Source organism: Marinobacter gelidimuriae, from assembly GCF_000372805.1.
Taxonomy (GTDB): Bacteria; Pseudomonadota; Gammaproteobacteria; order Pseudomonadales; family Oleiphilaceae; genus Marinobacter; species Marinobacter gelidimuriae.
In genome coordinates this window covers 25,773-48,084 of sequence record NZ_KB889881.1, presented here as the reverse complement: position 1 = coordinate 48,084, position 22,312 = coordinate 25,773, and the positions used below count along the sequence as shown (strand labels likewise).

Genomic DNA, 22,312 nt, shown 5'->3' with positions numbered 1-22,312 from the left:
TGATGAACAAGGCAAGGTCGTTGAAAACTCCCGTGGCGGCGAGCCGAACGCCTACCTGCATGGCCACGGCGGCATTATCCGAGGCCTGGAAGAAGCCCTGCAAGGTCGCGACGCCGACGAAAGCTTCAGTGTCACCGTCACTTCGGAAAAAGCCTACGGCCCGCGTAAAGCCGATTCCATACAGCGTGTGCCGATCAAGCACTTGATCGGTGCCAAACGCTGGAAGCCGGGCATGGTCGCGCAGGTAGAAACCGAGCAGGGCCAGCGCCACGTGATCGTCGTTAAGGTCGGCCTCAAGTTTGCCGATATCGACAACAACCATCCGATGGCCGGTAAAACCCTGACCTTCGATGTCGACATCATCGAAGTACGCGCCGCCAGTTCGGAAGAGATAGCCCACGGCCACGCGCATGGGCCGGGTGGGCATCATTGAAGGATTATCTTCACGAGAAAAAAGGGAAAGTGCTGGGGTCAGGTCTCGCGTTTTGCCCCTGTCTTTCCATTTCGTTGTAATCGTCTCAGCCTGCATTATTCTCGCGTAAGCCAGATTGTTCGAGAGGCAAAACGCAGGATCTGACCCCGAGGAACTTGGGGCACTGAAGGAATTCAGTGCCACAGACGCAGGGGGGATTTTACAGAGGAAAATCGAGGCAAGCTTATTTTACGAACTTTCCGCTGACTGATCCGCTGCATCCGATTGTTCAGTTTCTTCAACATCCGATTCTTGAGAGATTTTCGGCGGTGCCGGACTCCAAGCCTTCAACCATTGACCAGCCTCATGATAGAAATGAGGGACAGCTTTTTCCAGCTCTTCAATGAATATCTTTCGACCGCTGAACTTACCTGCCAAATCTACTTCGTATACCACCTCCAGGTTGGTGGCGGTGGTATTGGAGGTTTCAGACTCCAGCAATTCAGGCGATTCCCGCAGGGCACTCAACGGCTGGTATGTTGTCTCGGCTTTCCCAGGTCTGGTTGCCCGAACAAAGAAATTAGCCGGGCTAGTGCGTTTCAGTTGCCGCAGCAGCCAATTGACTCTGGCCTTTGTGCTTTTTTTATCTTTCGGCGCAGTGAGCTTCATGGAGCAATAAATCATTCGTCGCTGCAGGTCTGCATGTATTTCCAGATCAGCAGCGGCGTTGATGATGCTTAACGCGCATTTGAGTACGGGTTCTTTGCAGAAATCCGTCGCGTCATCCTTTACACGCTCAGCTGCGTCTGTCCGATGGCTGTTTTTGAGCTTTAGAGAAACGTTGCTGCCGGTCAGCCTGGACATGATAAGGCAAAGGTCACGCTGTTCCTGATGCCAGGCTGCAATGGTGTTTTGTACCTCGTCGCTGGATTTTGCAAGTGAAGCATGGCTTTTCACTTTATTGACGACATCTTTCCACTCGCTATTCATCTGGTCAAAGTTACTGATGCCAGACCGGTCACTTTCGAAATACCGGAGAATTTCACTGAGGATGAAGACTTGGTCTACGTCTTCAACATCGTTATTCTTGAGCAGGAGTTGGCACTGGGTGCGGATAAATGCCCAGGACCAGTGATAAAGCGCGACTGAGCGAGTAGCGATTTTTGGAAGCTTTACCGGGTGATGAGTTGGGAGTGCTGCGAACTGATTGGTGATGGTAATGACTGCGTCCAGCTTGTGGTTCTTCGCTTGTTGTAGATAGCGTGATACCTGTTCTTCGCCGATTGTTTCGTTCCCCACTTTCGCCTCAATCAACGCTCGCCATTCACGCCTTCCGGTACGGAGAATCAGAATTCCGTCTGGTCGGTCTTTTTGTTGAGCGGTCTTCTTGTCTTCATTCGCAAAAACCACTTCAGTCCAGGTCTCTAACGTGGCGCTGCTTCCGACACGGGTGCCAATGGATTTCAGCAATGCTTGGCGAAGTTCAAGCACGGAGCGCATACCTGCGAGTAATACGGATATAGACTTTTGTTCACGGGCACTGTCTGCAGTTATCGGGATAAGACGGGCAGGTTCACCACCAGACAGGAATTCAGGACGAGTCGCCACAGCTAGCTCCATGTTTCGATTTATTTTAATTCGCTAAGAGAGACTAGCAGTGATGATGAGATGTGTCTGTTTATCAACCGTTAAAGCATTATTAATGAGGTGCCGGGGGCAGGTCTGGCGCTTTGCCCGGAAGGACGGTGCGACGAACGCTGCATAGCGTCAAGGACGGGTTATACCGAAACAGGCATCGGCCGGTTGGCGTGCAGAAACGCTGGTTAGCCGCGGTGATGCGTTACGGCGCCGCAGCCAGCGCTACCGTTTCGTGTGGGCGCGCTTCGGTCAGTTCTTGCGAGACTTCATGTAGACCTTTTCACAACCGATCGCCTTCAGCGCGTCCCGTTGAAAATCCATAAAAAGCCCACAAAACGACCGTTTACTGATTCTAAAACGCTTTCATAAATTCCATAGGTCATACACAATAAAGGCTTGAATACACGCTTAACCTATGAAGGAGCAAATCATGCAAAGCATGACACTAGAGCAGCTACGCGCCACAGCCAGCGCCGGCGGCGTTGTAGGCGTTACTTTGAAAGGCGAGGGCAGCGGCTTTTTCATGGAGATTGCCACCCGCAGCGGACAAAACGCTTTTTTGGTGAAGGCCCGCAGCACCGAGCCACGCCGCTTCGGTAGTGCTAATTCGGCGCTGACTGTATTGCGCGACATTGGTATTGCTGTTGCACAGCTCGACGCGACCAACTGGGACCCCGACCAAAAAGAAGTCACGCAGAACCGGGATAACCGCGCCCAAGCAATGCGCCAAGCCCACGAAGCCGCCGCCTATAACCAGTGGTTGGCTGCTGAAATTCAGGAAGCCATCGACGACCCACGGCCGAGCGTTCCGCACAATGAAGTTATGGCCCGGATGGATGCCCGCATTGCACGCCACAAGGCAGCAGGAGCGAAGCGAGCATGAACCAGCAGGCCAACTGACTCATGACGAAACCAAAGACCCCTTACCAAATTGTCTGGCGACCGATAGCCGAAGCCGACTTAGACAACATCGTTGACTACATCGCCCAGGACAACCCGATCAAGGCCGAGGAATTCGGCCAAGAACTGCGTGCCAAGGTGTTGCCGCTTGCGCAGCATCCAAAACTTGGCCGCACTGGCAGGCCCGGTCTACCGGCCTTCCTGCGTGAGCTGGTTGCGCATCGGAACTACATTATTTTTTATCGCGTGCTGGACGAGGCACGCACTATCGAAATTTTGAGAGTGAAGCACGCGGCGCAGCAAACGCCGTGATTACCCCCGGTGCGCTAACACCGGTTTTTCAGGAGTGGCTAAGGTGCCGGGGTCAGGTCTTGCGTTTTGCCTCTGCCTTGCCCTTTCGTTGTATTCGTCTCAGTCTGCCCCACCTTAATTAGAGCCACGAAAAGAGCCACGAAAAGAGCCACGAAAAGAGCCAGGGAATGGCCAGACCGTCACACCCGGTCAATGATCTCACACAACGCGTCCAGCCCATCCGTCAGCGCAGCTGGCCCGGGTTGAAGGATTAGCGGTGACTTGATCTCGTAGAGGTGGTTGTTCGCCACGGCAGGGATATCTTCACCACCCGCGATGCCAATCAGCTCCGATACCCAGCCTATGCCGGTGATCATGGGGTCGCCCTGAGGCAGCCTCATTTCTGCTTAGTGAAAAGGCATCCTGGATTACGGGACAGATATTGGGTGTAGATGGTGGAATGTCGACCATTCAAAACCTCTGATGCACTTCACGCGAAAGGGGAAGCTCGAGGTCAGGTTTTGCGCTCTACTGAGCGGTTATTTCACGCCAACTCATAGAACACCGACTCGCTCAGTAGGGTTGCCTGGGAGAGATAGCGAATATCCCCCTCGGGTACCCCGGCATCCGCAAAGACCTTTTCCCAGTTTTTTCGGACGGTGGCTGTCATCTTGTCCACTATCTCTGTCGCTTCACCGAAGCCGAGGCCAAATCGTTCACATTTACCAACGGCGTTCTGAAGGTTGGACCGACGACCCCACGCACCGACTATCATTGCCTGGTCTGCGGACATTCCGGTTCGTGGCTGAGGGCAAACATCATAAGCCGGTGTCAGGTCCAGGAATTCACCATCCCAGAAGCAGGCATGGTTTCTGGCATGGTCATCCACGTTGCCGATGAGGATGTTGAGCACCATGCGACGAAACAGCTCTTTTCCATCGAAATTAAAGTCTCTGGCGTATTGCCTGAGTATGTCTGCCAGCTCAAAATAGCTGGAGTAGCCTGCCCGGACGGCATACTCATCCAGGCCCAGGAGCGTCATCGCACTGATCATGTGACGGCGATGTACCTCCTTGGCGGTGACCACCCGGTCGAACCGGCGGATCAGAATTACCGGCTTATTCAGTGATTCGACAATTCGAGTGTCCGCGACGTTGATACCGACCATCTTTGCCAGTGCCATTCCTCCGCCTTCGATGCCAACCATATCCGCAGAGTCTCTTGATGAGCTGAATTTTGCGATCCAGAACTCCCTGTTCTCATGCAGTAAAGCTTTGGGTCTGGCTCCGCCGACACTGGTGCCATGGTTCAATGCGGCATCAAGATTAACATCCAGCGGCTTGCCCTGGTCGATGCGGTCAGCCGCCTTCAGCAGCTCTTCCAGAGACGCCGCATGACTATCCTTTGGAAGGTAGTGGCTTGGGCTGTCTGTAGCGTCCAACGCCCCGATACGATCCGGTCCCGCCCTCAGGAGGAAGTCGATCTCCCCAAGTTCGTTCTCGTTCTTACTCAGGGCATTAGCATGCTCACGCAGCATGATGTTCCGGCCCCAGGCATCAGGTGAAGCATCCCGGATGACGCTGTTTAACTCGTCGTCCAGGATGTGTTCTTCACCTGTGAGAGAGCCAAGCGTGCAGTTAGGTGGGGCAAGTGGGACAGCGTTGTCCCGCTGAAGATAGCTTCGGGCATAACGGAATACATGTTCCTGGCCGTTGAAGGCAACAATGCCGCAAACGACGGGCTCATTTTCACCAGGCAAGTAGAACCAAAGGTATGCTTCATCAGAAATCATTGTCTACCACCTTCTTTCGTGATCTCGCATGAGCTCTACGGTGAGTTTTGAGCGTCTCCAGCACAGGGATGTCGAGAATCCAGAGGGCGCTAACGACCAAGCCAAAATCTGTGTTTGGATTCCCTTTTTCCAAGGCGCTGATGTGTCTGCGATCGATACCGCCCAAGCGCTTGCCAAGTTCGGACTGGCTCCACCCACGCTCTTTTCGAATGGCTTCAATTAGCTCTCCGGTCTCCTTCAGGGCGTCCCGGACCTGTCGGATGTTATAGGTCTGTGCTTCAACGGATTTAGGCATTATTCACCAAAAAATGTACAAATTAATGTATTTTGTACATTATAGTGAGCAATGGAAAATTATCAATTTATAGATGTACTCATAATCGTACAATTTATCAGACCATGTACGTTTTTATGAACATGTATGGAAAGCCGGGGCAGATTTATTAACAGTCTCGCAGGTAACGGCATCGGTATTTGCTACTACGACCGCCTTCTCATCCTGATAACGATTAAGCGCTGCAACATGAATGCTCCTTTTAAACTGCGGCCTTACCAGCAAGAAGCCGTTGATGCCACGTTGAAACACTTTCGCAAATCGGATGATTCTGCGGTTATTGTGTTGCCGACCGGTGCGGGTAAAAGTCTGGTCATTGCCGAGTTGGCCCGTCTTGCCCGGCGTAAAATTCTGGTGCTGACCCACGTAAAAGAGCTAGTTGAGCAGAATCACGCCAAATACCAGAGCTATGGCTTAACGGGCGGCGTTTTCTCCGCCGGGTTAAAACGTAAGGAAAACCGGCATCAGGTGACCTTCGCCAGTGTGCAGTCTGTATCGGCGAATCTGGATCAGTTTAGAGATCAATACTCATTGATCATCATCGATGAGTGCCATCGGGTCAGTGGTGATGACAGCAGCCAGTATCAAACAATCATCGAGCTGCTACGGCAACAGAATGACTCCCTTAAAGTGCTCGGGCTAACCGCCACACCCTATCGCCTGGGCATGGGCTGGATCTATCGCTATCACTACCGGGGCTTTGTCCGTAGCGGTAGTGATGAGCAGAATAAGCCCTTTGGGCATTGCATTTATGAACTGTCGTTGAGTTATATGATTAATCGGGGGTATCTCACCCGGCCTGAGTGGGTTAACGCGGCGGTGGCGCAATACGATTTCTCTGCGCTGTCTCAGAACCGTTTTGGCGAATACGCCGAAAAAGACGTTAATCAGCTGCTGGGCAAACATCGGCGTGTAACCCGTGCCATTATTGAGCAAGTGATGGAGCTGGCTATTAAGCGAAAGGCGGTGATGCTCTTTGCTGCAACGGTGGATCATGCGCGGGAGATCACCGGCTATCTGCCGGAACACCAAACCGCCTTAATTACCGGCGCTACCGATCTGAATGAACGTGATTTGCTGATTCAGCGCTTTAAACAGCGGCAGTTAAAGTATCTGGTGAATGTATCCGTACTCACCACGGGCTTTGATGCGCCCCATGTGGACTTCATCGCCATTCTTCGTCCCACCCAGTCGGTCAGCCTGTATCAGCAGATTGTGGGTCGCGGTCTTCGTCTGGACGACGGTAAACAGGATTGTCTGGTGATTGATTATGCGGGTAACAGTGTCAATCTGTATCACCCGGAAGTGGGGGAGAAGAAACCGAACCCGGATTGTGAGCCGGTGCAGGTATTTTGCCCGGGCTGCGGTTTTGCCAATATCTTCTGGGGCAAAGCAGACAGTGAGGGCCATGTTATCGAGCACTTCGGTCGTCGTTGTCAGGGGCTGCTAGGGCCTGCTGAAGAGGATGAACCTGCAGCGCAGAACAGACGCCCTGAACAGTGCGATTACCGTTTTCGTTTCAAGGAGTGCCCACACTGCGGTGCCGAGAATGATATCGCGGCCCGTAACTGTCAGCAGTGTAAAAAAGCCATTATCGACCCGGATGATCAGCTAAGAGACGCGCTGAAACTCAAAGATGCCATGGTGATTCGTTGCGCTGGGATCACTTTAAGCGCCGTTGGCCGTAAAAACGACATCAAAAACGAGAGCAAACTGAGAATCACCTATCACGGTGAAGAAGGGGAAGAGCTCAGCGAGTCTTTTGATTTCAGCAAGCCGACACAACGCAACGTTTTTAACAAACTGTTTGGACGGCGTTTAGCGAATAGCCAGGCCCCGCAAGAGTTCAGCAGGATTGAACAGGTGCTTGCGATACAAGCCTCGTTGCCTGCACCGGATTTTGTTATTGCTCGCAAACAAAAGCACTACTGGCAGGTGCAGGAACGGATCTTTGATTATCAGGGTAACTATCGTAAGGCGTATTAAGCGTGAAGCCTGTTAAGTGTTAAGCCCGCCAGTTTGCACTGACTCTGTCTCGGGTTCCGTTCACCTACGTTCATATCAAACCTTTTCCCCCAGCCCTGCTAACACCTCCCGAAAACTATTCAGCCCGGCCTCCAGATTCTCAATGATTTCTTCAGCCAGTTCGTCCGGTTCTGGTAAGTTATCCAGGTCTGTCAGGCTTTTATCTTTAAGCCAGAACACATCCAGGCTGGTCTTGTCGCGGGCAGCCAGTTCTTTGTAGCTGTACTTGCGCCAACGGCCATCAGGATTGGTGTCTGGGTGCCAGGTGTCAGCGCGCTTCTGCCGGTTCGCCGGATTGTAACAGGCGATAAAGTCGGCCATGTCCTCGTAACGCAGGGGCTTTTTCTTCAGCGTGTGATGCACATTGGTACGGTAATCGTAAAACCAGACCTCTTTCGTCCAGGGGTTTGGGCTGGCCGGCTGGTTATCAAAAAACAGAATGTTTGCCTTTACGCCCTGGGCGTAAAAGATGCCGGTGGGCAGGCGCAAAATGGTATGCAGGTCAGTATTCTCCAGCAGCTTCCTGCGGATGGTTTCACCGGCACCACCTTCAAACAGCACGTTATCCGGTACTACCACTGCGGCCTTGCCGGTGGTTTTCAGCATGCTGCGGATGTGCTGCACAAAGTTGAGCTGCTTGTTCGAAGTAGTAGCCCAGAAATCCTGACGGTTGTAGGTCAGGTCATCGGTTTCCTGTTCGCCTTCCTCATTGGTAAAGCTCATCGAGCTTTTTTTTCCGAAAGGCGGGTTCGCCAGCACATAGTCGAAACTCTGCGGGCTGGCGGCTACCAGGGCATCGTTAGGCGACACAAGGCTATCACCGTCAATCTCGCCAATATTGTGCAGGAACATATTCATCAGGCACATGCGGCGGGTGTTGGCGACAATCTCGTTGCCGAAGAAGGTGTCATGCTTGATAAAGCTCTTCTGCGCCTTGTCCAACTGGTAATTCTGTGGATCGGTCAGAAAATCGTATGCTGCAAGAAAAAAACCACCCGTGCCACAGGCCGGATCGGCGATAGTCTTGCGCGGTTCCGGGCGTAAACAGTCCACCATCGCCCGGATCAAAGCGCGTGGGGTGAAGTACTGGCCAGCACCCGACTTGGTATCCTCGGCATTTTTCTCCAGCAGGCCCTCGTAGATATCCCCTTTGACGTCCGCACCCATGACCACCCATTGCGTGCTGTCCACCATATCAATCAGGCGATACAGTTTGGCTGGATCCTGGATCTTGTTCTGCGCCTTGGTAAAAATCTGGCCGAGCATTCCCTTTTGGGTACCCAGTGCTCGTAGCAGCTCCACGTAGAGCACTTCCAGCTCCGCACCCTTTTTGGTTTTCAGTGTATGCCAGCGGTACTGTTCTGGAATGCCCACATCACGGTTGTAAGGTGGCTTGGCGTACTCATCCGCCATTTTCAGGAAGATCAGGTAAGTAAGCTGTTCCAGATAATCTCCATAGCCAACGCCGTCGTCACGCAGGGTGGTGCAGAAACTCCATACTTTGGAGATGATCGGGGCACTTGCCGGGCTCATTCGGTTAAATCCTTATCGGTTTTGTCTTTCAAGGGTAAGTCGTTATCTGCCGTGTCATCGCTGTTTTTGGTCAGCTTGTCGAAGTCGCTCTCGAACAAGCGGTCCTGGATAATACGGTAGCTCTCGAATTCACTTTCGGCGTATTGGCGGGCCAACGCGGCGCTGATACTGCCGCTGTCCTGCAAAATTTCGCGTTCATCAAACTGTAAAAAGGCATCCATGCGTTTCGCCCAGTCTTCCATCGTCATCGGAATTTTACGCCTGGCGCGGTCTTCCGCCAGCTCAAGGTAGGCGTTCACTATTCTGCCCAGCGAATCGAGCTCATCCTTGCTCAGGTAATTTTTAGCCGTACCCACATCGGTCTTGAGAATCTTGCCCTCAGGCCCCTTGGCCCAACTGGTCAGTCCCATATTCGGCTTGGTGCTGTCGGCACGCAGCTTTATCAGTTCGGCCGCGGTATGGCCATGGATGGCGTAATGCAGTTTGTTCTGCACCTTGGCAAAGAAGGTCTTAGTGGTTGGCGCCTCACCGTTGTAATCCAAACTGGTGGCATAGATGTCGGTGATTTTCTGATAGAAGCGCCGCTCCGAAAGCCGGATTTCACGAATTTCTTCCAGCAGACGCTCAAAGTAATCCTCACCCAGAAAGCTGCCGTTTTCCATGCGCTCACGGTCAATCACATAACCCTTGATCGCGAACTCACGCAATACGTTGGTGGCCCACTGACGGAACTGAGTAGCACGCAGGGAGTTGACGCGGTAGCCGACAGAGATAATGGCGTCGAGACTATAGTGCTCGATAGTACGGGTGACGTTTCGGGAGCCCTCTTGTTGAACTGTCCGGAATTTCCGGATAGTTGCCTCGCGCATCAACTCCTGGCTAGTATAGATATTGGCAAGGTGCTCACTGATCGTTCGAACATCTACCCCAAAAAGCTCAGCCATAAGCTTCTGAGTCAGCCAGATGGATTCATCTTCATACCGTGCCTCAATGCTTTGCTCGCCTGATTGCCCGGTGAAAATCAAAAACTCGGCGGTGCTGTTGCGGATGAGTTTATTGCTCATGGGTGTCTCCTTGCGGCGAGCCACTTGGCAAAACGGGCGGTTAGCCGAAGAATAACAAAACACTGTATATGTGAACAGCATTAAGCTGACTTGTTCAGGGGGATCTCCCTCAAGCATTGGTCACGCAAAACGAAAACATAACCAGTTGTTTTTGTAAACTTTAAATTTCCCTGATCATTTTTCAGGCTCTTGAATCAAGCAACGGTCAAGCAAATCCGGATTAAGCCCACCAAGGTACATAATGCATGGTTTTGTTGAATGACCCTTCTTTAAACGGCTTCTGTCCATCCCTTCGCTTCTAATACCCGGGTAGCCAAATCAACCTGACGTTCTGAGAACTGATGTTTGCGATCATTCCAGTCATACACCTGGCGGATGGCCTGTTCCCGAGTAGAAGCTGACTCCTTCTTGATGACCCAGTGCACAGTGGATAGCAGCTCCAGACCAAAGGGCGATTCAAAGCCCTCAACCAGCTGCGCCACTTTATCAAACCGCGACAGGGTGTCCGGGTGTTGCAGGAGGAAACGGCTGGCATCGTCCACCGCACCGGGCACCAGTTGCAACGGTTTGTCTGGCGCATCGCCGCCATCGGCATAGCCAGACAGAAGGTGCCCTTCTACCGCATTCAATACATGCCGCAGGTTCTCCGCATACGGGCCATAGCTCGCTTTTTGATATTTTAGCCGCAGTGGCTCGCCTGCCTCTTGCATGAAGTACATCAGCTTATGCACCTCCAGCAGCGTCACGCACGGGTCCAGCAGGCCACCAAGATAACGGTTTACCAGTTCTACCAGAGCGGCCCTTCCGGCGGTCATCTCAGGCACCTTCCGGTTCTGCACCATCTTTTGTGCAGGCGGTGCGCCCTTGGGCTCATATACAATCACCCGCAGATCGCGGAGCGGTCGTAGTGCCGACTCAATGCGCGGCTTCACCTCTGCCCAGTCCAGACCCCCAAGGCCGCTTCCCAGAGGGGGAATAGCAATAGATTGAATCTGATACTGTTGGATCGTGTCGACCAGCGCCTTGAGTCCGGCGTCGATGTCTTCCATACGGCTGGCACCCCGCCAGTGGCGCTTGGTAGGGAAGTTGACGATGTAGCGCGGCGCCGTCAGTTGCCCAGTCTCAAAGACAAACATACGTCCCGGCTCAACCTGACGATTTTTACACGCGGCGGCGTAGGCCTTGAAGTTATCTGGGAAGGCTTTCTTGAACTGCAGCGCAATCCCACGGCCCATGACACCGACACAATTTACGGTATTGATAATGGCGTCGGCGTCTTCACGCAGGATGTCGCCGGTTTTGTATTCGATCATCTTGGCCTCCTCCATTGTCAGTAGTACCAGTTACGCTTGATTTGTAGGTCTGGTCGATGGGGCGCATCGGTCAAAATATTTGCCACCTGTGTGTAGATCGCCTGCGAACATACCCCGACACGTTCAACAAGGTGCCAGGGGTAGCCGTTTTCCAGAAGGAACTCGGCTTGTTTGCCATCCTTGCAGGACATCCAGTTGCGTGCTCCAACCGCAGTCCAGTTTATCTCATTCAGCCTGGACAGGTCTGAACGATCTTCGAAATAATACGAGCCTGCGTTAGAAAGGGTAAAAGCCCAGCGTTGCTGATTCGCCTCAGCCCAAGCCACAGAATCATTCAAGTCTGCCTCAAGGTGAATTATGGGGCCTTGCCCTCCCTTGTAGCTGAGATCCGGATGGTTACCCTGATAAATCAGATACAACATGATAGAGCGTGGGCAAAAGTAAAATGGTACGCAAGCACCCACATACAAATTGGGGTGGCTGGTCAAGGTCAACTCCTTGAGGCGGCGCTGCTTGATTCCACTCATGCCAATGGTCGTGCCTGCTGGCGCACGAGCGATGACTTGCGCATCGCTCCACAACGCCTGATCGGCAATAATCGATGCCAGCCGATCAACGTGGACGATGTGATAGATTTTGGGCTGACTTGGGATAGCCATCAAAAGCGCTGCCCCCTGTAGCTGTAATCCAAGATGGTCGCGACAGTTCGGATACCAGCGCAAAATATCTTGGCAAGCAGCTCTTGGTTAAGCCAGATGGATTGATCTTCACGCCGTGCTTCGATGCTTTGCTCGCCCGCTTGCCCGGTAAAAATCAGAAACTCAGCAGTGCTGTTACGGATGAGTTTATTGCTCATTGCTGCCTCCGTGCAGAGTGCCATGTCAAATGGGGTTCAACAGACAAACGATAGCAATAAAAGCTGTATATACAAGCAGTATTATTCATCCGGGCTTACTTCTTGGGCGAGCTTCTCCTGCTCCCAATCTTTGTAGGTTTTGCCGCTGGTCAGCTTCCATTCAATGGTGCCGTTGGCAGGGCGGCCGTTGGCTACAGCCGCGGCAGCGCTTGGGCTTTTGAAGGCGTAATTATCGGTGAACGTGCGGCCACTACCGTGTTCAATCAGAACGCCGGTCTTGACCAGTTCAGCGAACAGCCTGGCATAACCGGTCTCTTCGGTGCCTTTGCCCTTCCACTGGTAACTGACATTTGAGCCTGCCTGTACGACAAATTCGCCATTTTCCAGGACCGCTGTAGCTTCTATACCGTGCTTTGGGGTGTTCAGCATGAAGGTAGGGGGAGCAATCTCAGCGGAGTTGTCCAGCGGTGATAGGCGAACAGGAGATCTAGGTCGGGTATTGGCCAGAAAGCTGTCGATACGCAACGCCGGCAACACCATCAGGATATATTCGAGAAAATTCTCCATGTTGGCGCGGGCCGCTTCACTCAGGGAAGGGCGTGGCGGCGTATTGCCGTTATCCAGTGCGATCTTGCCAATACGCCGGGCCTCTTCTACTAGGCGTGACTCGAGGTACTTTACATGCGCTTTATTGAGGTTGTTGGCCGCAGAGGTGATCAGCACTGCTATCGTCCACCAGTCCTTTCTGGTGTCATGGCTTTTGATCCGGTCACCAATATCCTCGCCTTCACCGATATACACCAGCGGACCGTTGTCATCTTCGCCGAGCAGCAGATAGACGCCGGTATATCTGGCTTCCGCGCGCTTCAAGGCAGCGCTCAGTTGGGTGCGGGGCGTCATCAGTACATGGCCGGTCCAGTTGAAGACTTCGGCGGTGAGCATGCCGTCAGGCTTGCCGTCGATAAAGAACAACTCCAGCGACTGAGGCTTTGTGGCAGCATTCATTTCGTCTGATATCTCCAGCGCACCGCGACTTGAGTCAGCTGTGCAGCATTCATTGCTGGTTCCTGCCAACCCTTATCAAAATCAATGTCATTTGAGCGTGGCAGTTGGTCATCAGTCAGATCGCGCATCATGATTCGCGAAGGAAGCGTTGCAGCTTGACCAACAAAAATAGCTTCTTGCCTGCGTAAACCAGAAAGCATTTTAGTCAAGCCCGACATTGTGTCAGGGAGAATTGAGCGCACATGCTCCCGATCGGCATCATTGGTTATCCGCAAGACAATCCACGAGTTGCACTGAGAAAGGACCGTTGCTTCCACTTCGCTTGGTCGTTGTGAGACCAGAAGCAAACCGACACCGTATTTACGGCCCTCTTTAGCAATACGCCGAACAGCACTTTGTGCCGCTTCATACTGAGCCTCACCCTTGTTCGGAACATAGCGATGCGCCTCCTCGCAAACAAGTAACACAGGGCTTCTAGCGCGCTCATCCTCGCTTTGCCAAACTTTGAGTTGAAATACCATTCGCGAAATTGCCGCGCTAGCGGTTCCTGCCACTTCATTTGGGACACCAGATAAATCAACAATCTGTATTTTCGTTTTAGAAGTTAAAAACTGATTTAGAATTTCTGGCAATGGATCCTGTGCACCATCCCAGGCAGTCATCATAAAGCGCAAACGGCCATCTTTCAGAAGAGAGTCAATTTTCCGTATTACCTTGTTGAAGTCTTCATGGTCTTTCTTGTTTTGACCGGCTGGCCTCTGTTTATTTATAGCGCCAATCAAACCCTTCTCATAAAGTACTCCACCAACTTTACCGAACTCATCTAGCTCCGTAGTGCTACCCAAAATGTACGGAATTGGCGAATCAACTGTCAGCTTCGATTCATCCAGACCGAGAATGCCAGCGGCGTTTCCCCGCACAGCAATCAACGCATTCTTAATAATATTTGACTGAGACGTGGCCGCAAACTCGGTTTTACCTATAAATAGGCTGAGAGACTCTTCGAGATCCAAAAGCCAGTATGGAAGCTTCAAGCTACCTTCATCGGTCGAAAGCCGCTGATGCCCAGCAAACGCCTTTCCGTACTCGTTATGAGGGTCGAGAATAATTATCTGTGGATGCCAGTGCTGGTGACCCGCATCAGCCCCCCTCTCAAGAATGCTGTGGATAATTGCAGCCACCGTGCCGGATTTGCCCGCTCCAGTAGATCCCAGCACGGCGGTGTGCTTTCCGAGCAGTTCGTTCATCTGCGCATAGCAGGGAGCGCCACCTGATCCAACATGCTCACCCAAGCGAATAACCGCACCTTTAGCGTTGCCATAGATAAACCGAAGTTCAGCCTTTGGAGTGATGTAAACGGTTTGCTGGGGGAGCGGGTACGTGGCTACGCCGCGTTCAAAATTGAGCCGTGGATTTCCTTCTTCATCTTTGAACCATTCACCTTCACCGAAAAGATTAGCCTCAATAATGCGCTCATCCGCCGAAACACTCGTCGGCATACCGCGCTCAGCCTCATAGTCTGCCTTCATTCTCAGGCGACCAACAAGTGCGTAAATCGAACGTCTACCAAAGTGAACACGGACGATTGAACCGAATTGTCCAATGGGGTAAGTTTCGCCCGCGTAGACTCGGGATAGCTCTGAAATTGCAGGGTCAAGCTCTGCGATAAAGCGTGAGCCATCGACTTCAATGATTTTACCGATGGCAAGATTTTCGATCGGGAAGCCGTGGCCTGAAATAAGTTGGCTCATCGTGCCCCCTCCAGAATGGTGGTGATGTACTCAAACTTCCACCACGGCAATGGTATTTCAGACCGGCGAACATCTTGACCATGAAAGAAACCGTTATTGGCATAAATAAGGACTTGGTCACTAATATTGGCGTCCTCATGCCATTCCTTCAATGTGCCTGTTGGTTCTGCTTCATGGGTAAAAGCAACAACCGTCAAGTCGCCTGCAGAAGAAGTCAGTCCGCGCTCAATCTCAATATTTATATGCGCATCACCAAAGTTGTAACCACAAATCACCAGCACCCGCTGTGATCCTTGTCCAGGATTGAGGACACGTCGTGCCCGTTCAGCCAGTTGGGCATAAGGATCAAGCTGGGTTTCGCGATACTTGGTTGATGCTGGCCAGATCAAAATGCGGCGATCGCCAAGATCGGGTAAATCAACATTCGCCGCCACACGATGCGGCAGAGTGCTGCCCGGTAACTCATGCCAATCAATTGAGCCATGCATCTTGAATACGCGAGCGGCCAAGCCTTTACGGTCAAACGTTTCGGGGTTCCACCAACCACTAACGCCACCTTCAATACCATCTGAGAATGGTACGCGTGCCAGCGCCAAAGCATCCTCGATAATCGTGTCATAGTTCAAAACTAAATAATCAACCGAATTATTTAGCGATGATTTCCCTGGCCGCATAGGGCGGTGCAAAGCCTCGGTAAATCGCTTATGGGTCTGGATATCTATCTTCTGATTGATGACACCCGCAATCGCACGCTTAATCTGCTCGGCAGCTTCAAAAAGCTGTTCTACCGTATAATCCGCTCCATCAAGCGCTACAGTTTTTGCAGTGGCATTCCGTGTGGACCTTCGATTAGCAATGGCGATTAAGTCCACCAACTCGCTGAGGAAATCTTCAATATTTGCAGGGGGTATTGAGCCGTCAAATGAGGCTTGAATAACACTGAGTATTTGTTTAGAACGGTCGTCTAGCTTGTCACTATCTAAAACTTTTTTAGTGAGTTCTGCTGTCAATGGAAGATTAGCGCACTTGCTACAGCCAGCCCCCAAAAGAAAGGCGCGGCCACTTTGCGAAATCAGGTCTTCGAGACGCTGGATCGCCTCATCGAACGGCGCCTCGAATACTGGTTTTAATTCTTCCTCAATCATGAAGCCTCCTTGCTACGTGCTTTTCGGCCACCCTTGGCGGGTGAGTGTTTGTGGCTGACTTTGCTCGCGGCATGCGCGGATTTTTCCGCCTGAATACGGGCAAGCAAAGCGCTGGCGGTTTCGTCGTTGGGGTCTTGCGGGACGAGTTGGCCGGAGAAGGCTTTTTTCAGGATGGATTGGCGGAGAGTGTCAGACCTCTTCAGTTGATTCTTAATCTCTTGGACCATTTTCCCTATATGCTGAAGCTTTGACTCGACAGTCTCGACAATTACCTTCTGCTCCTGCACTGAAGGCAGGCAGATATGAAGTGCCCTTATCTCAGGAAAATAAATTGTGGTATGTGTGGTGCCCTTTCCAAAACGCCTAATCTCGTTGCCTTCTGCCATCAACGCATACATAAGAAATTTTGGATCTAATGCTTCCGTGCAAGACCAAGTCGCAAAATCTTGGCTGGTCGCCATAGGCTTGCCCATGATGGTCACATACCCAACCGATGCTGTTTTTGAAAGGCAAACCGTGTCAGTGGACAAGATTCTTGCGGATGAGTTTTCCAGCCCAAGTTTGGTCGCTTTTTGTAATGTGTCTTGAATAACTAGGCCGTGATGGTGCCTGGCATCTACAATTCCGATCCAGTATTGATCGCCGTCCCAATACTCTGGATGCTTCCTGCTTCCTGCTTCCTGCTTGGTGTGTGGCCTGTCTCTTGCCGTGCTATTCGCAAAAGCGGTGTCCAGAGCCACCCATTAGGTGCTTTTTTAGTTGGATTGTTGACGGATAGAGCCGCTATTCCTTCAATGATTTCTACGCTTGCTTTCCTGCCCCCGCGGGGTTGTTTTGGCGCAGAGATGCGGGCGAGGAGTTGTTCGGGTGTGTCCAGTTTGTCTTTGTTTTGTTCGCGGGCGGTTTTCAGGGATTCGATGCCTTTGTCCAGTTCGGAGAACAGGGTTTCGATTTTGGCGACGATGCGGTGTTGTTCGTTGAGGGGTGGCAACGAAATGCTCAGCCGATAGGCATCATCTCTGTTAAGCCCCGGAATAGCTGTTGAGGTTTCAAATTGATTGAGCCTCAAGTTCTTCAAAAGGTAGTAAGCAAACTTTACATCTACGCCGACATTAATGTTAATAAAGTAAGTCGTATCTATCGGCCAGCAATTATCTAGACAAAGATGGACTGCACCAGCTGCACCCTTTCTACCCACAATAACTTTGGGCCCTTCAACAATAAAGTCATCGTGATATCCAACTATCCCGCTGGAACCGTAGACAGGAAATGGCCCTTGCTCATTCCTGGAGTTCTTAACCAGTCCTTTGCCATACGAAAACTCTAAAATCGTTCCGACCGATGTTCTTAGCCAACCTTCAGGTAACTGCTCACTCACGCCACCAACTCCCGATTCAATTCTTCAATCACGTCATCCATCCCGTCGCCAAATAACTGATACATCCGGCCCATACCGCCTTTTCTGTCGAACGGTGCCATTTCCAGGTCATCGCGTTCGATATGGAAGGAGCTGATGATGTGGTCGCGGACCATTTGTAGCCAGGCCATTTGTTCCTCGTTGAATTTTTCGCCAGCGCCGCTGTGATGTTGCATGATCCAGCTCTGGAAGTTGCGGCGCACGGTGGCGGCGTAGGTAGAAAGGGTGTTGTCCAGCCCGGTGACGCGGCGGAGCAGGGCGACCAGCGCGGTCAGATCGCCGATGGGGCTGTCGCCCTTGTAGTTGTCCAAATGGGCGTAGGCTTGCCAGACGCGCAGTGGGGCCAGCTTGGGACGGTCGCTGCGCAGGCGTTCGAGCAGCTCGCGGATCATCTGATAGGTGATGTCGCTGCGGCGGGCCGGGGTCTGGAAGTAGATACTCAAGGCTTCTATGTTGTCGCGGTGCTCTTGCAGGTAGTCGGCAAACTCCTGGGTGAGGGCTTTGGCGTTGTCTTCGGTGTCGCCTGCCCACTCTGCAGTGATAACACTGTCCAGGTCGTCGTGGACGAGGGTTTGTTCTTTATCGCGGCGGATGCTGTCGATCAGTTCTACCAGTTCGCCGTTAAATACGTTGGCGGCCTGGCCGACCAGTTGTTCGCGAGCTTGATCACGGGCGCTGTCACCGGGGTTGGTGCCTTCTGGTTGCCCGGCGAGGGTCAGGGCTGTTTGCTCGATGGTGTCCGGGTTGATGGCGTTGAAGAGTTCGCCAACAATCAACAGCAACGGTTTGCCGCCGGCTTTTTCACTGATGCGGGCGCGCTCTTTGTCGTCCAGTTGTTTGTCCAGCCGGGCGAGGCGGGCAGCCAGTGAGCTGACGGTATCTTCGTCGTGCTGGCCCATCATCACACCCATGGCGAGATTCTTCAGTGACACGCCGGGTTTGGTGATCAGCGGCTGGCTGGCGGTTTTTAGGGATTTGGTGACGCCGATGGCATCGACAATCACATAATGGGTTTTGGCCGTCGTGGCGGAGGGCGTGACTTTTTTCAGGCTGTCGGCATCCAGGGTGCGGGTGCCGCGGCCTTTCATCTGTTCAAAGTAGTTGCGGCTTTTGACGTCGCGCATGAACAGCAAGCATTCCAGTGGTTTGACGTCAGTGCCGGTGGCAATCATGTCTACGGTGACGGCAATGCGCGGGTAGTAATCGTTGCGGAACTGGGCGAGCACAGATTTCGGGTCTTCTTCGATCTTATAGGTGATCTTTTTACAGAACTGGTTGCCCTCGCCGAACTCCTCACGCACGGTGTTGATGATGTCATCGGCGTGGCTGTCGGTTTTGGCGAAGATTAAGGTTTTCGGCACTTCTTTCCGTCCGGGGAATATGTCCGGTAGTTTTTCTTTGAAGGTGCGAATCACGGTGCGGATCTGGTCCGGGTTGACGATATCGCGGTCCAGTTGTTTGCCGGTGTAGGCTTCGTCTTCATCCTGAATCTCCCAGCGTTTTTTGCGGGTCAGGCGTTCACGTTTTTCAATCTGCTGCTGGGCGGTCAGCACGCCACCCTGTTTAGTCTTTTCAGTTTCGATGACATAGATTTCATTGCCCACGTTGACGCCATCGGCGACGGCTTTTTCGTGGTCGTATTCGCTGACCACGTTTTTGTTGAAGAAGCCGTAGGTACGGTTATCCGGTGTGGCAGTGAGGCCAATCAGGTAGGCATCAAAGTATTCGATCACCTGGCGCCATAGGTTGTAGATCGAGCGGTGGCATTCGTCGATGACAATAAAATCGAAGAACTCCGGCGGTATCTTTTGGTTATACACCACCGGCAGCGGGGTTTTGTTCAACAGGTTGGCGCCGCTCAGCGGGTTTTCCTCGGCAGCTTCATCCAGGTCTTCACCCTTGAGCAGGGAGTACATGCGCTGGATGGTGCTAATGCTGACCTGGGTGTCGGTGGCCATAAAAGACGAGTTGAGCCGCTGCAAACTGTACAGTTCGGTAAACTTGCGATTGTCGTCATTGGGCAGGAAGGCCATGAATTCCTGCTCGGCCTGTTCACCGAGGTTTTTGGTGTCCACAAGAAACAGGATGCGTTTGGCACCGGCGTGTTTCAGCAGCCGGTAGCTGGCAGTAATGGCGGTAAAGGTTTTGCCGGAGCCAGTAGCCATTTGTACCAGGGCGCGGGGTTTGTCCTGTTTGAAGGATTCTTCTAGATTGGTAATGGCGGTGATCTGGCAGTCGCGCAAGCCGTCATGAACCAGTGGCGGAAGCTGTTGCAAGCTGGCGCGCAAGGTTGCGGGCTGACTCAACCATTCGGCCAGGGTCTCTGGCCGGTGGAAGTTGAAGACTTCGCGTGAGCGAGGGGCAGGGTCTCCGCCGTCGGTGAACCGGGTAATCACACCGGTGCTTTCGTATACAAACCGCAGGGCGGTTGGGTTGTTGACCCATTTCAGGGTCGCATTGGCATAACCCTGCGACTGATCCTCCACCATCGTAATCTTGTGGCCCCAGTCTTCCGGCTTGGCCTCGATCACGCCAGCGGCTTGCTTAGCCACAAACAGTACATAGTCGGCTGGGCCAACGTCGGTTTGGTATTCACGGACGGCTATTCCGGGGCCAGCGTTCAGGTTGATCGATTTCTTATCCTGCACCAGCCAGCCGGCTGCAATCAGCTGGCTGTCTATCCGGTCACGAGCCTTTTGTTCCGGGTTCTGGTTTGCCGAGGGCTTGCTCATACGGACTCCATGTTTTATCCCGGTGAGCCTTGGCAATGCCCTGTCTCATGAGAAATACTTCGACAAGTTCCTGATAGAGCAAAAACCTACCCTGTTGCCGCAGGCTTGTCGATGTTCAGGCAGCTGGTTTATAACGGTACACTGCAGTAAGTGTTTACACTTCCCTGCAAGGTGCTGCCCCTCTGGAGTTGGGTCAGCATGTATAATTTGTCGCCAGTGTAGCAGTTATCGCAATAGCGCATGTCGCAACAGAAAAACAGGACAGATTTATCTTTCGGTTGGGTTTCATTGAACTGTGTTCCCAGACGTGCCGTGGCACAATGCGTTAAAACAAAGGACGTTAAAGCATGAAATGGCGATTCAAAAAGAGCTTAATCAGCTTGTGAGTGCTAAATTTCTGAAGCTGTCTGGCTCTGGTGTAGAATACGTGGCCTGATTTTTTGGCCCCGCCAAAGAAATACCACAAGGACGCCCGTTAAATGGACATTAACCCCATGTTCCAGCCGTTGGTTGCGGTGCTCTGGTACTTGATACCCGTCCTCATCATTGCGGGCATCGTCAAAACCCCCTGGTTCACAGGTAAGTTTGGGGAGTTCCTGGTTAATCTCTCTGCCCGCTGTTTGCTCGACAAGTCCCGCTATCACTCAAGCCACACAATGGACAGGCACAACTATAGCCATGCAGGAAAGCAGTAGGCCCTTATGTGGTCAGGCACGTCAGCGACAAGTTCTTCTCCAGCCGGTAAACGTCGAAATCCCGAGCCATAAATAGCGGCCCCCGATAGTGTTGCATGGCTTCGGCTGCCAATGGGTTGATGTTGGGCGTGCCGCCCGGCGCGGATTGGTAGCGGGAGCTGAAATGGGTAAGTACCAGGCTAGGCACCTGGGCCTGTTGAGCAAACCGGGCCACCTGTTCTGCGGAACTGTGCTGTGGCCAGGGCCCAACCCGGTCGGCCACATCCTGGGCATAGGTGGCTTCGTGAATCAGCGCATGGCTGCCCTTGCAGGCGTCAGTCAGCAGGGTAGGGTCGTCATTGTCGCCGGCGACGATCAGGCGACGGGCAACGCGGGGAGTCTGTGTGTAATCGTCACTCCTTAGCAGGCGGCCATCCTCCAGCGTTACGTCATTGCCTTTCTGCAATTCGCCCCAGCTGGGCCCGGGTTCGATTCCATCCTCGTTCAGCTTGTCCTGCAACAGTTGTCGCTCTATGTTTCGCTCAGTGAATACGTAGGCACGGCAGGGCACTCGATGGGACAAGGCCACGTTCGTCACCCCGAAGTCTTGATCTTGCCGGTAAAAGTCCGGTGCTTCGGAATCGATAAAATTCAGGGAATAGCCGAGACTGGAGTCGCTGTTTTCGAGAGTTGCGTTGATGAAGCGTTGAGTTTGGACGGGGGCGATGATGTCCAAAGGTTCTGTGCGGCCCAGCATGGATGCGCTGGTGAGCAGCCCCGGCAGGCCGAAGGTGTGGTCACCGTGGATATGGGTGATGAATATCGCTCCCAATTGCATCACGGAGTAGTGGGTGCGTAGCAGTTGGTGCTGGGTGCCTTCGCCACAGTCCACCAGGTACCAGGGTTTGTGGCCAGAGTGCGACAGAGCCAGGGCGGTAACGTTGCGTGAACATGTTGGTGTTCCGGCAGACGTGCCCAGAAAGGTGAATTCCATCGTTCCTCGTTTTCACTCAGCTTTGGGTCAACGCAAAACTGAGTAGCCAGCGGTTGCCGCGCTCAATCTTCGAAACCCGGTGTTGGTAAAGGTCCGGCCGGAAGAGTATGACTCGCCCAAACAGATTGAATACATTTTTTTCGCAGATGAAATCACCGCCGGCTTTGGGCTTAACCAGTACGCAATTGAGCTTGTACAGCCGGCCTTCGGATACCATGTCCACGTGGGGAACCACCTTGTGGTCCTCTGGGTAACGCACCAGGTAAATGCTCAGGCGTTTGGAGTAGAAGAGAATTCGGGTTTTTATGTTTAATGACATGATGTGCGTGTTCGCTTCAAAGTAAGTTACGTCCAAGTGTGCGCGTGGAGCGCGAGAATTTAAAGAGGCCTGCCCTCGGGTTTGGCGTGATCATCTGAAACGCCAATTCGGTGTCCA

22 protein-coding genes and 1 pseudogene are annotated in these 22,312 nt (G+C 52.6%); 6 read left to right on the top strand and 17 right to left on the bottom strand.

Annotated features, from left to right (window positions below; all coding sequences use genetic code 11):
• A partial coding sequence (locus A3OI_RS0108675; protein WP_018403895.1) for an FKBP-type peptidyl-prolyl cis-trans isomerase occupies positions 1 to 433 on the top strand: 433 nt, incomplete at its 5' end.
• A 228-nt stretch (positions 434 to 661) separates the two neighbouring features.
• Here A3OI_RS0108675 and A3OI_RS0108670 read toward each other — a convergent pair.
• A complete protein-coding gene (locus A3OI_RS0108670) occupies positions 662 to 2,020 on the bottom strand; it encodes a hypothetical protein (protein WP_026224091.1) in 1,359 nt (452 codons plus the stop codon).
• A gap of 460 nt (positions 2,021 to 2,480) precedes the next feature.
• Here A3OI_RS0108670 and relB point away from each other — a divergent pair, with 460 nt between their 5' ends.
• Both relB and A3OI_RS0108660 read left to right on the top strand, forming a co-directional pair.
• A complete protein-coding gene (gene relB, locus A3OI_RS0108665) occupies positions 2,481 to 2,933 on the top strand; it encodes a type II toxin-antitoxin system RelB family antitoxin (RefSeq protein WP_018403893.1) in 453 nt (150 codons plus the stop codon).
• 20 nt (positions 2,934 to 2,953) lie between these two features.
• Complete coding sequence (locus A3OI_RS0108660; RefSeq protein WP_018403892.1) at positions 2,954 to 3,262, top strand: type II toxin-antitoxin system RelE/ParE family toxin; 309 nt, start codon at positions 2,954 to 2,956, stop codon at positions 3,260 to 3,262.
• A 179-nt stretch (positions 3,263 to 3,441) separates the two neighbouring features.
• On the opposite strand, the gene A3OI_RS0108655 is transcribed toward A3OI_RS0108660, so the two are convergent.
• Positions 3,442 to 3,618: a hypothetical protein gene (locus A3OI_RS0108655; RefSeq protein WP_228702929.1), complete on the bottom strand. Its 177-nt coding sequence runs from the start codon at positions 3,616 to 3,618 to the stop codon at positions 3,442 to 3,444.
• Positions 3,619 to 3,641: 23 nt separating this feature from the next.
• Between A3OI_RS0108655 and A3OI_RS22685 the strand changes: the two are divergent.
• A pseudogene (locus tag A3OI_RS22685) lies at positions 3,642 to 3,725 on the top strand (oxidoreductase); the annotation flags it as partial.
• A gap of 60 nt (positions 3,726 to 3,785) precedes the next feature.
• Here A3OI_RS22685 and A3OI_RS0108650 read toward each other — a convergent pair.
• Both A3OI_RS0108650 and A3OI_RS0108645 read right to left on the bottom strand, forming a co-directional pair.
• The gene (locus tag A3OI_RS0108650) at positions 3,786 to 5,033 is read right to left on the bottom strand and encodes a type II toxin-antitoxin system HipA family toxin (RefSeq protein ID WP_018403890.1); all 1,248 of its coding nucleotides are present in this window, start codon (positions 5,031 to 5,033) and stop codon (positions 3,786 to 3,788) included.
• Positions 5,023 to 5,328 carry a helix-turn-helix transcriptional regulator gene (locus A3OI_RS0108645; RefSeq protein ID WP_018403889.1) on the bottom strand — a complete coding sequence of 102 codons (306 nt, stop codon included), beginning with the start codon at positions 5,326 to 5,328 and terminating at the stop codon, positions 5,023 to 5,025. Before A3OI_RS0108645 ends, A3OI_RS0108650 begins: the two co-directional genes overlap by 11 nt.
• A 228-nt stretch (positions 5,329 to 5,556) precedes the next feature.
• Here A3OI_RS0108645 and A3OI_RS0108640 point away from each other — a divergent pair, with 228 nt between their 5' ends.
• Positions 5,557 to 7,353 carry a DEAD/DEAH box helicase gene (locus A3OI_RS0108640; RefSeq protein ID WP_026224090.1) on the top strand — a complete coding sequence of 599 codons (1,797 nt, stop codon included), beginning with the start codon at positions 5,557 to 5,559 and terminating at the stop codon, positions 7,351 to 7,353.
• A gap of 75 nt (positions 7,354 to 7,428) precedes the next feature.
• Here A3OI_RS0108640 and A3OI_RS0108635 read toward each other — a convergent pair whose 3' ends face one another.
• From A3OI_RS0108635 to A3OI_RS0108585, 11 genes are all read right to left on the bottom strand, one after another.
• Positions 7,429 to 8,925, bottom strand: a complete 1,497-nt coding sequence (locus A3OI_RS0108635) for a type I restriction-modification system subunit M (protein WP_018403887.1) — start codon at positions 8,923 to 8,925, stop codon at positions 7,429 to 7,431.
• Entirely contained in the window at positions 8,922 to 9,989 is a 1,068-nt protein-coding gene (locus tag A3OI_RS0108630; RefSeq protein WP_018403886.1) for a virulence RhuM family protein, read from the bottom strand. The genes A3OI_RS0108635 and A3OI_RS0108630 overlap by 4 nt, the downstream gene beginning before the upstream one ends.
• 269 nt (positions 9,990 to 10,258) lie before the next feature.
• Positions 10,259 to 11,302 carry a type II toxin-antitoxin system antitoxin DNA ADP-ribosyl glycohydrolase DarG gene (darG, locus tag A3OI_RS0108625; protein ID WP_018403885.1) on the bottom strand — a complete coding sequence of 348 codons (1,044 nt, stop codon included), beginning with the start codon at positions 11,300 to 11,302 and terminating at the stop codon, positions 10,259 to 10,261.
• A gap of 17 nt (positions 11,303 to 11,319) precedes the next feature.
• Positions 11,320 to 11,961: a type II toxin-antitoxin system toxin DNA ADP-ribosyl transferase DarT gene (gene darT / locus A3OI_RS0108620; protein WP_018403884.1), complete on the bottom strand. Its 642-nt coding sequence runs from the start codon at positions 11,959 to 11,961 to the stop codon at positions 11,320 to 11,322.
• Positions 11,961 to 12,158, bottom strand: a complete 198-nt coding sequence (locus A3OI_RS19675) for a hypothetical protein (RefSeq protein WP_018403883.1) — start codon at positions 12,156 to 12,158, stop codon at positions 11,961 to 11,963. The genes darT and A3OI_RS19675 overlap by 1 nt, the downstream gene beginning before the upstream one ends.
• Before the next feature lie 81 nt (positions 12,159 to 12,239).
• A complete protein-coding gene (locus A3OI_RS0108610) occupies positions 12,240 to 13,163 on the bottom strand; it encodes a GIY-YIG nuclease family protein (RefSeq protein ID WP_018403882.1) in 924 nt (307 codons plus the stop codon).
• Positions 13,160 to 14,914 carry an ATP-binding protein gene (locus A3OI_RS0108605; protein WP_018403881.1) on the bottom strand — a complete coding sequence of 585 codons (1,755 nt, stop codon included), beginning with the start codon at positions 14,912 to 14,914 and terminating at the stop codon, positions 13,160 to 13,162. Before A3OI_RS0108605 ends, A3OI_RS0108610 begins: the two co-directional genes overlap by 4 nt.
• Positions 14,911 to 16,059, bottom strand: a complete 1,149-nt coding sequence (locus A3OI_RS0108600; protein ID WP_018403880.1) for an SIR2 family protein — start codon at positions 16,057 to 16,059, stop codon at positions 14,911 to 14,913. The genes A3OI_RS0108605 and A3OI_RS0108600 overlap by 4 nt, the downstream gene beginning before the upstream one ends.
• Complete coding sequence (locus A3OI_RS21800; protein ID WP_267283290.1) at positions 16,056 to 16,682, bottom strand: restriction endonuclease subunit S; 627 nt, start codon at positions 16,680 to 16,682, stop codon at positions 16,056 to 16,058. Before A3OI_RS21800 ends, A3OI_RS0108600 begins: the two co-directional genes overlap by 4 nt.
• Positions 16,676 to 17,437 (bottom strand): restriction endonuclease subunit S, encoded by a 762-nt coding sequence (locus A3OI_RS21095; RefSeq protein ID WP_018403878.1) that lies wholly within the window; start codon positions 17,435 to 17,437, stop codon positions 16,676 to 16,678. The genes A3OI_RS21800 and A3OI_RS21095 overlap by 7 nt, the downstream gene beginning before the upstream one ends.
• Positions 17,434 to 20,208, bottom strand: coding sequence for a type I restriction endonuclease subunit R (locus A3OI_RS0108585; protein ID WP_018403877.1), 2,775 nt, complete (start codon positions 20,206 to 20,208; stop codon positions 17,434 to 17,436). The genes A3OI_RS21095 and A3OI_RS0108585 overlap by 4 nt, the downstream gene beginning before the upstream one ends.
• Before the next feature lie 479 nt (positions 20,209 to 20,687).
• Between A3OI_RS0108585 and A3OI_RS0108575 the strand changes: the two genes are divergently transcribed.
• On the top strand, positions 20,688 to 20,903 hold the full coding sequence (locus tag A3OI_RS0108575) for a hypothetical protein (RefSeq protein ID WP_018403876.1): 216 nt from the start codon (positions 20,688 to 20,690) through the stop codon (positions 20,901 to 20,903).
• A 4-nt stretch (positions 20,904 to 20,907) separates the two neighbouring features.
• Here the strand turns inward: A3OI_RS0108575 and A3OI_RS0108570 are convergent, their stop codons facing one another.
• Both A3OI_RS0108570 and A3OI_RS0108565 read right to left on the bottom strand, forming a co-directional pair.
• A complete protein-coding gene (locus A3OI_RS0108570) occupies positions 20,908 to 21,876 on the bottom strand; it encodes a ribonuclease Z (RefSeq protein WP_018403875.1) in 969 nt (322 codons plus the stop codon).
• A 16-nt stretch (positions 21,877 to 21,892) separates the two neighbouring features.
• Positions 21,893 to 22,195 (bottom strand): 2OG-Fe(II) oxygenase, encoded by a 303-nt coding sequence (locus A3OI_RS0108565; protein WP_026224089.1) that lies wholly within the window; start codon positions 22,193 to 22,195, stop codon positions 21,893 to 21,895.
• Positions 22,196 to 22,312: the final 117 nt, after the last annotated feature.

Coding starts and splice junctions, on each gene's coding strand:
- A3OI_RS0108650 (WP_018403890.1), bottom strand. CDS start 5,033: ATGATTTCTGATGAAGCATACCTTTGGTTCTACTTGCCTGGTGAAAAT.
- A3OI_RS19675 (WP_018403883.1), bottom strand. CDS start 12,158: ATGAGCAATAAACTCATCCGTAACAGCACTGCTGAGTTTCTGATTTTT.
- A3OI_RS0108605 (WP_018403881.1), bottom strand. CDS start 14,914: ATGAGCCAACTTATTTCAGGCCACGGCTTCCCGATCGAAAATCTTGCC.
- A3OI_RS0108585 (WP_018403877.1), bottom strand. CDS start 20,208: ATGAGCAAGCCCTCGGCAAACCAGAACCCGGAACAAAAGGCTCGTGAC.
- A3OI_RS0108635 (WP_018403887.1), bottom strand. CDS start 8,925: ATGAGCCCGGCAAGTGCCCCGATCATCTCCAAAGTATGGAGTTTCTGC.
- A3OI_RS0108565 (WP_026224089.1), bottom strand. CDS start 22,195: ATGTCATTAAACATAAAAACCCGAATTCTCTTCTACTCCAAACGCCTG.
- A3OI_RS0108600 (WP_018403880.1), bottom strand. CDS start 16,059: ATGATTGAGGAAGAATTAAAACCAGTATTCGAGGCGCCGTTCGATGAG.
- A3OI_RS0108655 (WP_228702929.1), bottom strand. CDS start 3,618: ATGATCACCGGCATAGGCTGGGTATCGGAGCTGATTGGCATCGCGGGT.
- A3OI_RS0108630 (WP_018403886.1), bottom strand. CDS start 9,989: ATGAGCAATAAACTCATCCGCAACAGCACCGCCGAGTTTTTGATTTTC.
- A3OI_RS0108645 (WP_018403889.1), bottom strand. CDS start 5,328: ATGCCTAAATCCGTTGAAGCACAGACCTATAACATCCGACAGGTCCGG.
- relB (WP_018403893.1), top strand. CDS start 2,481: ATGCAAAGCATGACACTAGAGCAGCTACGCGCCACAGCCAGCGCCGGC.
- darT (WP_018403884.1), bottom strand. CDS start 11,961: ATGGCTATCCCAAGTCAGCCCAAAATCTATCACATCGTCCACGTTGAT.
- darG (WP_018403885.1), bottom strand. CDS start 11,302: ATGATCGAATACAAAACCGGCGACATCCTGCGTGAAGACGCCGACGCC.
- A3OI_RS0108575 (WP_018403876.1), top strand. CDS start 20,688: ATGGACATTAACCCCATGTTCCAGCCGTTGGTTGCGGTGCTCTGGTAC.
- A3OI_RS0108640 (WP_026224090.1), top strand. CDS start 5,557: ATGAATGCTCCTTTTAAACTGCGGCCTTACCAGCAAGAAGCCGTTGAT.
- A3OI_RS0108660 (WP_018403892.1), top strand. CDS start 2,954: ATGACGAAACCAAAGACCCCTTACCAAATTGTCTGGCGACCGATAGCC.
- A3OI_RS0108570 (WP_018403875.1), bottom strand. CDS start 21,876: ATGGAATTCACCTTTCTGGGCACGTCTGCCGGAACACCAACATGTTCA.
- A3OI_RS0108610 (WP_018403882.1), bottom strand. CDS start 13,163: ATGAATGCTGCCACAAAGCCTCAGTCGCTGGAGTTGTTCTTTATCGAC.